The organism is Cellulomonas sp. H30R-01 (assembly GCF_010119915.1).
Lineage (GTDB): Bacteria > Actinomycetota > Actinomycetes > Actinomycetales > Cellulomonadaceae > Cellulomonas > Cellulomonas algicola.
Window position 1 is genome coordinate 509,861 of the sequence record NZ_CP048210.1, and the last position, 12,314, is coordinate 522,174.

At 74.7% G+C, this 12,314-nt stretch carries 12 protein-coding genes; 9 read left to right on the top strand and 3 right to left on the bottom strand.

The features are described 5' to 3' along the window. Positions 1–48 precede the first annotated feature (48 nt). From gatC to GXP71_RS02210, 4 genes are all read left to right on the top strand, one after another. Entirely contained in the window at positions 49–348 is a 300-nt protein-coding gene (gatC, locus tag GXP71_RS02195) for an Asp-tRNA(Asn)/Glu-tRNA(Gln) amidotransferase subunit GatC (protein WP_124343015.1), read from the top strand. After that, positions 345–1,853, top strand: coding sequence for an Asp-tRNA(Asn)/Glu-tRNA(Gln) amidotransferase subunit GatA (gatA, locus tag GXP71_RS02200; protein WP_162351308.1), 1,509 nt, complete (start codon positions 345–347; stop codon positions 1,851–1,853). Before gatC ends, gatA begins: the two co-directional genes overlap by 4 nt. Continuing rightward, on the top strand, positions 1,850–3,346 hold the full coding sequence (gene gatB, locus GXP71_RS02205) for an Asp-tRNA(Asn)/Glu-tRNA(Gln) amidotransferase subunit GatB (protein ID WP_162351309.1): 1,497 nt from the start codon (positions 1,850–1,852) through the stop codon (positions 3,344–3,346). The genes gatA and gatB overlap by 4 nt, the downstream gene beginning before the upstream one ends. 207 nt (positions 3,347–3,553) lie before the next feature. Continuing rightward, the gene (locus GXP71_RS02210) at positions 3,554–4,102 is read left to right on the top strand and encodes a GNAT family N-acetyltransferase (RefSeq protein WP_162351310.1); all 549 of its coding nucleotides are present in this window, start codon (positions 3,554–3,556) and stop codon (positions 4,100–4,102) included. A gap of 52 nt (positions 4,103–4,154) precedes the next feature. Here the strand turns inward: GXP71_RS02210 and GXP71_RS02215 are convergent, their stop codons facing one another. Next, a complete protein-coding gene (locus GXP71_RS02215; RefSeq protein WP_162351311.1) occupies positions 4,155–4,748 on the bottom strand; it encodes a TetR/AcrR family transcriptional regulator in 594 nt (197 codons plus the stop codon). 95 nt (positions 4,749–4,843) lie between these two features. Here GXP71_RS02215 and GXP71_RS02220 point away from each other — a divergent pair, with 95 nt between their 5' ends. The 3 genes from GXP71_RS02220 to GXP71_RS02230 all read left to right on the top strand — a co-directional run bounded on the left by GXP71_RS02220 (position 4,844) and on the right by GXP71_RS02230 (position 7,767). Next, positions 4,844–5,908: a hypothetical protein gene (locus GXP71_RS02220; RefSeq protein ID WP_162351312.1), complete on the top strand. Its 1,065-nt coding sequence runs from the start codon at positions 4,844–4,846 to the stop codon at positions 5,906–5,908. Positions 5,909–5,976: 68 nt separating this feature from the next. Next, positions 5,977–6,849 (top strand): aminoglycoside phosphotransferase family protein, encoded by an 873-nt coding sequence (locus tag GXP71_RS02225; protein ID WP_162351313.1) that lies wholly within the window; start codon positions 5,977–5,979, stop codon positions 6,847–6,849. A gap of 75 nt (positions 6,850–6,924) precedes the next feature. Further along, on the top strand, positions 6,925–7,767 hold the full coding sequence (locus GXP71_RS02230; protein ID WP_162351314.1) for an endonuclease/exonuclease/phosphatase family protein: 843 nt from the start codon (positions 6,925–6,927) through the stop codon (positions 7,765–7,767). 49 nt (positions 7,768–7,816) lie between these two features. Here GXP71_RS02230 and GXP71_RS02235 read toward each other — a convergent pair whose 3' ends face one another. Next, positions 7,817–9,166, bottom strand: a complete 1,350-nt coding sequence (locus GXP71_RS02235) for a deoxyribodipyrimidine photo-lyase (RefSeq protein WP_202924322.1) — start codon at positions 9,164–9,166, stop codon at positions 7,817–7,819. Positions 9,167–9,239: 73 nt separating this feature from the next. Between GXP71_RS02235 and GXP71_RS02240 the strand changes: the two genes are divergently transcribed. Continuing rightward, on the top strand, positions 9,240–10,793 hold the full coding sequence (locus GXP71_RS02240; RefSeq protein WP_162351316.1) for a peptide MFS transporter: 1,554 nt from the start codon (positions 9,240–9,242) through the stop codon (positions 10,791–10,793). Between the two features lie 97 nt (positions 10,794–10,890). Continuing rightward, positions 10,891–11,562, top strand: a complete 672-nt coding sequence (locus tag GXP71_RS02245) for a VOC family protein (RefSeq protein WP_162351317.1) — start codon at positions 10,891–10,893, stop codon at positions 11,560–11,562. Positions 11,563–11,650: 88 nt separating this feature from the next. Here GXP71_RS02245 and GXP71_RS02250 read toward each other — a convergent pair whose 3' ends face one another. Continuing rightward, positions 11,651–12,157, bottom strand: coding sequence for a sel1 repeat family protein (locus tag GXP71_RS02250; protein WP_162351318.1), 507 nt, complete (start codon positions 12,155–12,157; stop codon positions 11,651–11,653). Positions 12,158–12,314 lie beyond the last annotated feature (157 nt).

Consider the following 12,314-nt stretch of genomic DNA (forward strand, 5'->3'; position numbering starts at 1 on the left):
GCGTGCCCGCGGGTCTGCCGCGATGCCCCAACGTCTAGACTCTCGGGCATGTCCACCCTCTCTCGCGACGAGGTCGCGCGCGTGGCGGGGCTGGCCCGGATCGACCTGACGCCGGCGGAGATCGACCGCCTCGCCGGCGAGCTCGACGTCATCGTCGAGTCGGTCGCCCGCGTGAGCGAGATCGCCACGCCCGACGTGCCGGCCACCAGCCACCCCCTGCCGCTGACCAACGTGTTCCGCCCCGACGTGCCGGTCGCCCCGGTGGACCGCGACGCGGTGCTCGCCGCCGCGCCGGCGTCCGAGGACGGCAAGTTCCTGGTCCCGCAGATCCTGGGGGAGGACGCGTGAGCGCGGACCTGACCCGGCTCTCGGCCGCGGCGCTCGCGGACGCGCTCGCCACCGGGGAGACGTCGAGCGTCGAGGCCACGCAGGCGCACCTCGACCGCATCGCGGCCGTCGACGGCGCGGTGCACGCGTTCCTGCACGTCAGCGCGGACGAGGCGCTCGCGACGGCCGCCGACGTGGACGCGCGCCGCGCCGCGGGCGAGGACCTGCACGCGCTCGCGGGCGTGCCGATCGCGGTCAAGGACGTCGTGGTGACGAAGGGCCTGCCGACGACGGCCGGCTCGAGGATCCTCGAGGGCTGGGTGCCGCCGTACGACGCGACGCTCGTCGAGCGCATCAAGGCCGCGGGCCTGCCGATCCTCGGCAAGACGAACATGGACGAGTTCGCGATGGGCTCGTCGACCGAGCACTCGGCGTTCGGGAACACGCACAACCCGTGGGACCTCGACCGCATCCCCGGCGGCTCGGGCGGCGGGTCCGCCGCGGCCGTCGCGGCCTTCGAGGCGCCGCTCGCCATCGGCACGGACACGGGCGGCTCGATCCGCCAGCCGGGCGCCGTGACGGGCACGGTCGGCGTGAAGCCGACGTACGGGTCGGTGTCACGGTACGGGCTCATCGCGATGGCGTCGTCGCTCGACCAGGCGGGCCCGGTGACGCGCACGGTGCTCGACTCGGCGCTGCTGCACGAGCTCATCGGCGGGCACGACCCGCTCGACTCGACGTCGATCCCGGAGCCGCTGCCGCCGCTCGTCGAGGCCGCCCGCCAGGGCGCGACCGGCGACCTGACGGGCGTGCGCGTCGGCGTGATCCGCGAGCTGCAGGGCGAGGGCTACCAGCCGGGCGTGCTCGCGCGGTTCCACGAGTCGCTCGACCTGCTGCGCGCCGCGGGTGCGGAGATCGTCGAGGTCTCCTGCCCGCACTTCGAGTACGCGCTCGGCGCGTACTACCTGATCATGCCGAGCGAGGCGTCGAGCAACCTGGCGAAGTTCGACGGCATGCGCTTCGGCCTCCGGGTCGTGCCGGAGGACAACCCCACGGCGGAGCGCGTCATGGCCGCGACGCGTGGCCAGGGCTTCGGTGACGAGGTCAAGCGCCGCATCATCCTCGGCACGTACGCGCTGTCGGCGGGCTACTACGACGCGTACTACGGCTCGGCGCAGAAGGTCCGCACGCTCATCCAGCGGGACTTCGACGCGGCGTTCGCGCAGGCGGACGTGCTGGTGTCGCCGACGGCCCCGACGACGGCCTTCAGGCTGGGCGAGAAGCTCGACGACCCGCTCGCGATGTACCTCAACGACGTCGCGACCATCCCCGCGAACCTCGCGGGCGTGCCCGGCCTGTCGCTGCCGAACGGCCTCGACGACGGCCTGCCCGTCGGCTTCCAGGTGCTCGCGCCCGCGAAGGCGGACGACCGGCTGTACCGCGTCGGCGCCGCGCTCGAGACGCTGCTCGAGAAGGAGTGGGGCGGCCCGCTGCTGGCCCAGGCCCCGGAACTGGAGACCCGATGACCACGCTCGTGGACTACGACGAGGCCGTCACGCAGTTCGATCCCGTCATCGGCATCGAGGTGCACGTCGAGCTCGGCACGCGCACGAAGATGTTCGACGGAGCCCCCGCGGGCTTCGGCGAGGAGCCGAACACGTCCGTCACGCCCGTGTCGCTGGGCCTGCCGGGCTCGCTGCCCGTCGTGAACGGCACCGCGGTCGAGTACGCGATCCGCATCGGCCTGGCGCTGAACTGCCAGATCGCCGAGACCTGCCGGTTCGCGCGGAAGAACTACTTCTACCCGGACGTCCCGAAGAACTTCCAGACGTCGCAGTACGACGAGCCCATCGCGTTCGAGGGCTGGGTCGACGTCGAGCTCGAGGACGGGTCGACGTTCCGCGTCGAGATCGAGCGCGCGCACATGGAGGAGGACGCGGGCAAGAACACCCACGTCGGCGGCGCGACGGGCCGCATCCACGGCGCCGAGTACTCGCTCGTCGACTACAACCGCGCGGGCATCCCGCTCGTCGAGATCGTCACCAAGCCGATCACGGGCGCGGGCGAGCGGGCGCCCGAGGTGGCGCGCGCGTACGTGCAGACGCTGCGGGACCTGTTCCGTGCGCTGGGCGTGTCCGAGGCCCGCATGGAGCGCGGCAACGTGCGCGCCGACGTCAACGTGTCGCTGCGGCCGACGCCCGAGTCGGCGCTCGGCACCCGCACCGAGACGAAGAACGTCAACTCGTTCCGCTCGATCGAGCGCGCGGTGCGGTACGAGATCTCGCGGCAGGCGGGGGTCCTGAACGACGGCGGCGCGATCGTCCAGGAGACGCGCCACTGGCACGAGGACACGGGCACGACGACGTCCGGCCGCGTGAAGTCGGACGCCGAGGACTACCGCTACTTCCCGGAGCCGGACCTCGTGCCGATCGCCCCGGACCGCGCGTGGGTCGAGGAGATCCGCGCGACGCTGCCCGAGCTGCCCGCGGCGCGTCGCCGTCGCCTGCAGACCGAGTGGGGCTACGCCGACGCCGAGATGCGTGACGTCGTCAACGCCGGCGCCGTCGAGCTCATCGAGGCGACGGTCGCGGCCGGCGCGTCGCCCGCCGCTGCGCGCAAGTGGTGGATGGGCGAGCTGGCCCGGACCGCGAAGCAGCAGGAGGTCGAGCTCGAGGCGCTCCCGATCACGCCCGCGCAGATCGGCGCGCTGCAGAGGCTCGTCGACGACGGGCGGATCAACGACAAGCTCGCGCGCCAGGTGCTCGAGGGCGTCCTGGCGGGCGAGGGCGAGCCCGAGGCCGTCGTCGTCGCGCGCGGGCTCGAGGTCGTCTCCGACGACGGTCCGCTGCTCGCCGCGATCGACGAGGCACTGGCCGCCCAGCCTGACATCGCCGAGAAGATCCGGTCCGGCAACCTCGGCCCGGTCGGCGCGATCATCGGCGCCGTCATGAAGGCGACGCGCGGCCAGGCCGACGCGGGCCGCGTGCGCGAGCTGGTGCTGGAGCGCGTGCAGGGCTGACCAGGACGGCGCCGCGGGGCCGGTCCGGTGCACACCGGGTCCGGCCCTGCGGCGTGCGGGCGGCGTCCGCCCGGGGCGGTGCGGTCGGCGCGGGGTGACGTCGTCCGGCGCGGCGCGGCGGCGCGCTGCAACACGGGGGTCACACGGCCTCCCTACGATGCGAGGGACGCGCCGGGACGACCGGCGCAGACGGGAGACGACCGGGCGATGGAGAAGCCGACGCTGCAGGGCGAGATGATCGTGCTCCGGCCGATCCGCGCGGACGACTCCGACGCGATGTGGGACATGCTGGCCGACCCCGAGGGCAACCGGCTGACGGGCACCACCGCGACGTTCACGCGCGAGCAGGTCGACGCCTGGGCCGCGAGCCGCGCGACCGCCGAGGGGCGCTACGACTTCGCCGTCACGGCCAACGGCAGCGACGAGTTCCTCGGCGAGATCGTGCTCAACGACGTCGACGAGGTGGTGCGCAGCGCGAACCTGCGGCTGTCGATGCGCCCGGCCTACCGCGGCCGCGGGTACGGGACCGAGGGCATCCAGCTCGTGCTGGGCTTCGCGTTCGACGGGCTCGGGCTGCACCGCGTCGAGCTCGACGTGCTGAGCATCAACGCCCGCGCCAAGTCCCTGTACGAGAACATCGGCTTCCGCGTCGAGGGGCGCCGTCGGGACGCGTACCGCGACGGCGACGGCTGGTGCGACGCGATCGTCATGTCGATCCTCGAGGACGAGTACCGCGCGACGCAGATCGCGCCCTGACCGCCGGCACGGTCGGTCGGGGCGGCTCCGGCTCCTCCGCGGGTGGCCGCGGTCAGCGCGGCAGGTAGCGCTCGACGGCCGCGAGGTACGCCTCGCCGTCGAAGTCGCGCGCGACGGTCGACTGGATGACGTACCCCTGGACGGCGGCGAGCAGCAGCGGGACCTGCTCGGTGCCGAGCGCGTCGGCGTCCTCGGCCGGCACGCCGTGCGTCCGCTGGTGCCACAGCGACACGTACCCGCGCAGCGCCGCGGCGAGCCGGTCGACGGTGCCCACCGCGAGGTCCGCGATGTCGGGGTCGGTGACGGCCTCGCCCCAGAGCTGCAGGAGCACGGCGGGGTCGCCGACCTCGCGCCGGATCGCCTCGACGAGGACGCGGACGACGCCGGGCGGGGGAGTCATGGGCGTCGTGCGCGCGAGGGCCTCGATGTCGCCGAGCCGGGCGCCGACGATGCGCGACGCGACGCCGACGACGAGCGCGCTCTTGCTGGGGTAGTGGCCGTAGATGGCACCGGCGGACAGGCCCGACTCGGCGATGATGTCGGCCATCGACGTCGCCTGGAAGCCGGTGCGGCGGAACGCGCGGAGGGCGGCGTCCGCGATCTCGTCGCGGCGGGCGGCGCGGTACTCCTCGGTCACCTTGGGCACGCCCGAGCATAAAAACGAATGAACGTTCTTGACAAGCGCGGTCGACGAGGTTCAGGCTCTACAGCGAACGAACATTCGTTTTTGAGGAGCCCATCATGTCCCGCACCGGCACCACCCCGCACACCCCGTGGGGGCACGTCGCCGCCGTCGGCGCCGCGCTCGCCGCCGTCCTCACCGTCGTCGCGCTCGCGTTCCTGTGGCCGTCGGTCACCGCGGAACCGCACGACCTCCCCGTCGCGGTCGCCGGCCCACCGGCCGCGGCCGAGCCGTTCGTGCAGGGGATCGAGGCCCAGGCGCCCGGCGTCTTCGACGTCGTCCCGGCCGCCGACCGGGCCGCCGCCGCCCGGCTGGTCGACACGCGCGAGGCCTACGGTGCGGTCGTCCTCGGGCCCGAGCCGGAGGTGCTCACCGCGTCGGCGGCCAGCCCGATGGTCGCGCAGCAGCTCGCGACCCTCGCGTCGACGCTCCAGGCTCAGCTCGCCGCCGCGACCGGGGAGCCCGTCACGGTGACCGTCACCGACGTCGTCCCGCTCGGCGCGGGCGACCCGCGCGGCGTCGTCCTCGGCGCCGCCGCGTTCCCGCTGGTCCTCGGCGGCATGGTCGGCGGGATCGGCATCGCGCTCACGGTCGTCGGCGTCCGCCGCCGCGTCGCGGCCGTGCTCGGGTACGCCGCGCTCGGCGGCCTCGCGATCACCGCGGTCCTCCAGTCCTGGTGGGGCGTGCTCGGCGGCTCGTTCTGGGTGACCAGCGGCGTCGTCGCGCTCACGATCCTCGCGGTCGCGTCGGTGATCGTCGGGTTCACCTCGCTCGTCGGCCGTCGCGGGCTCGCGATCGGACCGGTGCTGTTCCTGCTCGTCGCGAACCCGATCTCTGCCGCGGCGATGCCGTGGCAGATGCTCCCCGCGCCGTGGGGTGCGATCGGCCAGTGGCTGCCGCCCGGCGCCGGCGCGACGCTCCTGCGCGACACGTCGTACTTCCCGGCCGCGGACACGACCACCCTGTGGCTCACGCTGACCGCGTGGGCGGTGCTCGGCCTGACCCTGGCGCTGTGCGGCCACCTCCGCGACGCGGGTGCCGCGACCCGTGCGGCCGTCGCCGAGGCCGAGGTGGAGGCTGCCGCCGCGGACGGCGACCGCACGCCGCAGGTCGTGCCCGCCTAGCGGGGTCGCGCAGTCCCGGCACCGAAAAGTCGCTGCTCCGCCGTCGTGCACCGTCCTACCGTCGGGCGGTGCACGACGACGAGCTGACCATCACCGCCGACCAGGTCCGTGCGCTGATCGCGGAGCAGCACCCGCACTGGCGCGACCGTCCCGTCCGTCCCCTGCCGCACCGCGGCACCGACCACGCGCTGTTCCGGCTCGGCGAGGACCTCGCGGTCCGGATGCCCCGCATCGCGTGGGCGCGTGAGGCCGTCGACCGCGAGCACGCGTCGACCGAGCGGCTCGCAGGCCTCGTCGCGGTCGAGGCGCCGGTGCCTGTCGCGGCCGGCGAGCCCGGGCACGGCTACCCGTGGCGGTGGTCGGTGGTCCGGTGGGTCGCCGGGGAGACGCCGGTACGGCCCACCCCTGACCTCGCGCTCGACCTGGCCCGCGTCGTCCGGCGTCTGCGGGCGCTCGACCTGCCGGGCCGACGCAACGAGCGTCGCGGGCACCCGCTCGGCGACCTCACCGACCAGGTCGCCTCCGACGCGGAGGCCGTCCGCGACGAGGTCCCCGTCGACCTCGTCCTGCGCGCATGGCACGAGTCGTGCGCCGCCGACCCGTGGGACGGGCACGGCGTCTGGCTGCACGGCGACCTCGCGCCCGGCAACCTCGTCGTGCGGGACGGGCGGCTGGTCGGGCTGCTCGACTGGGGCGGCGCCGGGCTCGGCGACCCGTCGGGCGACCTCGGACCCGCGTGGAACTTCTTCGACGCCCCGTCCCGTGCGGCGTTCCGCACCGCGCTCGGCGACGACGACGCGACCTGGCTGCGCGGACGTGGGTGGGCGTTGCGCCAGGCGCTGCTGCAGCTCCCGTACTACCGGACCCGGTACGTGCCGCTCGCGGACCACGCCCGTGCGACGATCCGCGGCGTCCTGGAGGACGCCGGCCTCGCGACGTGAGGACGGCGCCGCCCCCGGCGTTCGGCGCGACGGCTGCGCAGGACCGCGCCGGGTGTCGTCGGGCAGCATGAGGGGATGCCGCCCGTGCCTGACGTACCGCCGGACTTCTACGGTGCGCTCGTCGAGTCGACCGTCCGCGTCGTGACGTGGAACGTCTGGGGCCGGTACGACGACTGGGAGGCGCGCGAGGCGGCCGTCGTCGCGGCGCTCGCCGAGGTGCGACCCGACGTGGTGGTCCTCGCGGAGTCGTGGGCCACCGCGACCGACAGCCAGTGCGCGCGGCTGGCCGGCCCGCTCGGACTGCCGCACCACACGTTCAGCGGGGTGCCAGCGCAGGAGGACGAGAGCGCGCTGTCCGGCGTCGCCGTGCTGTCCCGGTGGCCGACGACGCGGACCGCGAGCCACACCTTCGGCGCCGCACGCGTCGAGGAGGTCGAGATCGCGGGCCCGCGTGGCGCGCTGCAGGTCTACGGCGTCGTCCTGGACGCCTGGTGGTTCGACGAGAGCGAGGCGCGGCAGGGCGCTGTCCGCGACCTGCTCGAGCACGTGCGGCACGCAGCCGACGAGCGGGTGCCGCTGATCGTGTGCGGCGACTTCAACTGCGACCCCGAGAGCGACGAGATCCGCATGCTCACCGGCAGGACGGCCGTGCCCGTCCCCGGGCTGTCCTTCTACGACGCCTGGGAGGTCGCAGGTGCGCGCGACGCGCCGGACCCCTCGGGCGCCACGTGGTCCCGCACCAACCCGCACGCGGCGACGCTCCTGTGGCCGGACCGTCGGATCGACTACGTGTTCTCGGCGACCCGTCGGCGCGGCGGCGTGGGGCACCCGGTCGCCACGCGCCTGCTCGGGAGCGAGCCCGTCGACGGGACGTGGGCGTCCGACCATCGGGCCGTGCTCGCGGACCTCCGCTACTGAGGTCGCCGACGAGGCGGGGCCGCGTGTCACCGCCCTGCCCGGCGCGGTGTCAGCGCAGCCGGCCGAACGCCTCCAGGGCGACCTCGCGCTCGGTGGCGTGGTCGACGACCCGCTGCGGGTAGTCCGGCGCGGCGCCGGAGGGCAGGCGCCACGGCTCGTGCACCGCGGCGCCCGGCACGTCGCGGAGCTCGGGCACCCACCGCCGCACGTAGCGGCCGTCGGGGTCGAACTTCTTGCCCTGCAGCACGGGGTTGAACACGCGGAAGTACGGCGCCGCGTCCCGGCCGGTGCCCGCGACCCACTGCCAGTTGAGCTGGTTCTGGGGGACGTCGCCGTCGACGAGCCACGCGAGGAAGTGCGCCGCGCCGCGCTGCCACGGCAGGTGCAGGTCCTTGACCAGGAACGACGCGGTCACCATGCGCACGCGGTTGTGCATCCAGCCGATCGCACGCAGCTGGCGCATCCCGGCGTCGACCAGCGGGTAGCCCGTGCGTCCGTCGCGCCACGCGTCGAAGAGCGCGTCGGCCGACGGGCCGCTCGCCCACGCGTCGTCCGGCACGACGTCGCGCAGCGACGTGCGCGCCGCGTCGGGGCGGTGCCACAGCACGTCGGCGTGGAACTCGCGCCACGCGAGCTCCGAGCGGTACGACGCGACCGCCGCCGACCCGCCCGTCAGGTCGGCCAGCAGGGTGCGCGGGTGCACCTCGCCGTACTTGAGCGGGACGGACATCGTCGACGTGCCGTCGAGGTCGGGGCGGTCGCGGTCCGTCGGGTAGGCCGCGAGGCCGTCCGCGACGAACTCGGCCCACCGGTGCCGGGCCGCCGCCTCGCCCGCCCGGGGCAGGTCGACGTCGGTGTCGGGGCCGGCGGGCGGTCCCTCGGACGGCAGCGACGCCCACGGCACGGACCGCGGCCGTGGGGCGGGTGCGGACCAGCCGTGGTCGAGCCAGGCCCGGCGGAACGGCGTGAAGACCTCGAAGGGGGTGCCCTTGCCCGTGCGCAGGCGACCGGGCGCGACCGCGTACGGCGAGCCCGTCGGGACGAGCGGGACGTCGCCGAGCGCGCGCTCGACCGCGTCGTCGCGGCGACGGCCGAACGGCTCGGTCGCCGCGGTCACGTGCACCGCGGACGCGTCGACCTCGCGGGCCACCGCCGGCACGACGTCCGCAGGCCGGCCGCGCCGGACCACCAGCCGCCCGTCGGTCGCCTCGTCGAGCGCGCGCAGCGACCGGGCCAGGTACGCGAGCCGTGGGGCGCCGGCCGCCGACCACAGGGCCGGGTCGACCACGAACAGGGCCACGACCTCGTCGTCCGCCCGCCGCGCGGCCTCGACCGCCGCGACCAGCGACGGGTTGTCCGCGAGCCGCAGGTCGCGGCGGAACCAGTGGATCGTGGGCACCCGGCGACGGTAACGGCGGCCGACCCGGGCGGCGACCGCTGGTGCGCGCGGTCCGAGGGCGGTTCCATGAACCATGAGCGAGCAGACGGAGCCGTCCGGCGCGAGCGCGCTGCGCAAGCCGTCCGAGGAGCCGCACCGCCGGGAGGTGCCGCGGGACCGCGCGTTCTTCGGCCACCCGATGGGCCTGTTCACGCTCTTCAACACCGAGCTGTGGGAGCGGTTCAGCTACTACGGCATGCGCGCGATCCTGCTGTTCTACCTGACCGACTCGGTCGCGAACGGCGGGCTCGGGCTCGACGACACGCTCGGTGCCGCGATGGTCGCGGCGTACGGGACGGGCGTCTACCTCCTGTCGGTCGTCGGCGGCTGGCTCGCCGACCGCGTGATCGGTGCCCGCCGGTCCGTGCTGTACGGCGGCATCGTCATCGCGGCGGGGCACGTCGCGCTCACGATCCCGTCGCCCGGGTTCTCCTACCTGGGCATCGGGCTCGTCGCCCTCGGCACCGGGCTGCTCAAGCCCAACGTGTCGAGCATGGTCGGCGAGCTGTACAGCCGTGAGGACCCGCGGCGCGACTCGGCGTTCTCGATCTTCTACATGGGCATCAACATCGGGTCGCTCGCGGCGCCGCTGGTCGTCGGACTGGCCCGGTCGATCGGCGGCTACCACGCCGGGTTCGCCGTCGCGGCGGTCGGCATGGGCATCGCGCTCGTGTTCTTCGTGCTCGGCCGTCGGCTGCTCGGCGGTGCGGGCGACGTCGCCCCGAACCCCCTCACCGCGGCCGACCGCCCGGCCGTCACCCGCATGGTCCTCGTCGTCGTCCTGGGCGTCCTGGTCGCGGTCGCGGTCGCCTGGGTCGTCAGCGGCGGCTTCGGCCCCGCGACGTTCGTCGACGCGCTGTCCTACCTGGCGCTCGTGGCGCCGGTCGCGACGCTCTGGATCATGTTCCGCTCGCCCAAGGTCACCGACCACGAACGGTCACGGCTGCGCGCCTACGTCCCGCTGTTCGTCGCCGCGACGCTGTTCTGGATGATCTTCGAGCAGGCCGCGAGCACGCTCGCGCAGTACGCGGAGAGCCGCACCGACCTCGAGGTCCTGGGCAGGACGCTGTCGCCCGAGCTGTTCCAGTCGATCAACCCGGCGCTCATCATCATCCTCGCGCCCGTCTTCGCGTGGCTGTGGGTCAAGCTCGACGACCGGCCGCCGACCGCCGTGAAGTTCGCGATCGGCCTCACCTTCGCCGCGCTGAGCTTCGTGTTCCTCGCCGGCATGTCCGCGGTGTTCGCGGACGCGTTGTCGCCGCCGTGGGTGCTCGGCGGCGTCTACCTGCTGCAGACGATCGGCGAGCTGTGCCTGTCGCCCGTCGGCCTCGCCGCGACGACCCTGCTCGCCCCGAAGGCGTTCCGCGGGCAGGCCATGGCCCTGTGGTTCCTCGCGCCCGCCGCGGGCAACGCGATCACCGCGCAGCTCGTGCAGGCGACCGAGGGGGCGAGCGACACCGCCTACTTCGGCGGCATCGGCCTGGTCGCGCTCGTCTTCGCCGGGGCGATGTTCGCGATCGCGCCGTGGGTGACCCGCCACATCCGCGCGGGCGCCGAGTCGGAGGCGGAGGCGGCACTCCAACGCTGACGTCCCGGTCGAGCCCGTCCCGACCCCCGCGGTGAGCCGCCGCGGCGGGCACGAGGACGAGTCGTGCGTGTCGCCCCCCAATGGGAGGGTGGGCCGCATGGGTGGATCCGAGAAGCTCCCGCACTCCGTCGTCACGGACGCCGTCGACGCACGGCACTGGCGCGTCCTGCTCGGGCGGCTGCGCGCGACGTTCCGCGCGGACGACTTCGCGCAGGGCGCGGCGTTCGTCGCGCGCGTGGCCGAGGCCGCCGACGCGGCGAACCACCACCCGGACGTGCTGCTGCGCTGGGGGCAGGTCACGGTCACGACGTCGAGCCACGACGTCAACGGCCTCACGCAGCGCGACGTCGACCTCGCCGCCACGGTCACCGCGCTCGCGGACGAGGTCGGCCTGACCGCGGACGTGCCGCGCAGCGAGCTGCTCGAGGTCGCGGTCGACGCGCTCGACATCCCCGCGGTGCGGCCGTTCTGGAAGGCCGTGCTGGCCTACGAGGACCAGCCCGGGGACGACGAGAACGGCCTCGTCGACCCCGCCGGGGAGGGGCCCGCGTTCTGGTTCCAGCAGATGGACGAGCCCCGGCCGCAGCGCAACCGCATCCACCTCGACGTCACGGTGCCGCACGACCAGGCGCAGGCGCGGGTCGACGCGGCGGTCGCCGCCGGCGGCCGGCTGCTCTCGGACACGCGCGCGCCCGCGTTCTGGGTGCTCGCCGACCCCGAGGGCAACGAGGCGTGCGTCTGCACGTGGCAGGCGCGCTCGTCCTCCTGACGACGACCACGCCCGGACGGACGGAGGTGCCCCGGGCCGGCGCCTCGCCCGTCGAGCCGGCGGACCGGTGCCGCCCGCGCGTGCCGGGCTACAGCGGGTTCGACCCGTCGAGGTTGAGCGCGTGCCCGCGGCGGAAGAACTGGCGAGCGGCCAGGTGCCCGTGCTCGGCCGCCATCCGGAACCACGGCTCGGACGCCGCGAGCCCGTCGCGCTCCTCGACGAGCCGGCCGAGCTCCCACATCGCCTCGCGGTCGCCCTTCTCGGCCGCCGCGCGGATGAGCCCCTCGGCGCCGTCGAGGTCGCCCTCGATCTTGAGCATGAGCCCGCGCACGCGCATCGCCCGCGGCACGCCCGCGTCGGACGCGGCGACGAGGTCGTCCAGCGAGCGGTACTGACCGGCCCGGTGCAGGGCGCGGAGCCCGAGCCCCGCGAGGCCCAGGCCCCAGAGCCACCACACGAGCGGCCCGGGCCCGCTGCGGTCGCCGACGAACGCGAGGACGCTGAGGACGGCGGACAGGACGAGCAGCAACGGTGCCGCCCATCGCCACAGCGTGACGACGGCCGACACGACGAGCACGAGGTACAGCACGGGCACGTCCCCCCTGGTCAGCGCGCACGGACTGCGCGCGAGACGCATCCTGGCACTCTGCGGCGCTGTCCGGAAAGTCCGGTCGGCGACGGCGTCGCAGGACGGCGCCCGGGGTGCGAGGGGACGGTGAGCCGCTCGTCGGGGACGTCGTGCAGGCGTGCGT

Excerpts from the sequence above, each read along its gene's own strand:
- gatC (WP_124343015.1), top strand. The coding sequence starts at position 49 with ATGTCCACCCTCTCTCGCGACGAGGTCGCGCGCGTGGCGGGGCTGGCC.
- gatB (WP_162351309.1), top strand. The coding sequence starts at position 1,850 with ATGACCACGCTCGTGGACTACGACGAGGCCGTCACGCAGTTCGATCCC.
- GXP71_RS02210 (WP_162351310.1), top strand. The coding sequence starts at position 3,554 with ATGGAGAAGCCGACGCTGCAGGGCGAGATGATCGTGCTCCGGCCGATC.
- GXP71_RS02220 (WP_162351312.1), top strand. The coding sequence starts at position 4,844 with ATGTCCCGCACCGGCACCACCCCGCACACCCCGTGGGGGCACGTCGCC.
- GXP71_RS02230 (WP_162351314.1), top strand. The coding sequence starts at position 6,925 with ATGCCGCCCGTGCCTGACGTACCGCCGGACTTCTACGGTGCGCTCGTC.
- GXP71_RS02240 (WP_162351316.1), top strand. The coding sequence starts at position 9,240 with ATGAGCGAGCAGACGGAGCCGTCCGGCGCGAGCGCGCTGCGCAAGCCG.
- GXP71_RS02245 (WP_162351317.1), top strand. The coding sequence starts at position 10,891 with ATGGGTGGATCCGAGAAGCTCCCGCACTCCGTCGTCACGGACGCCGTC.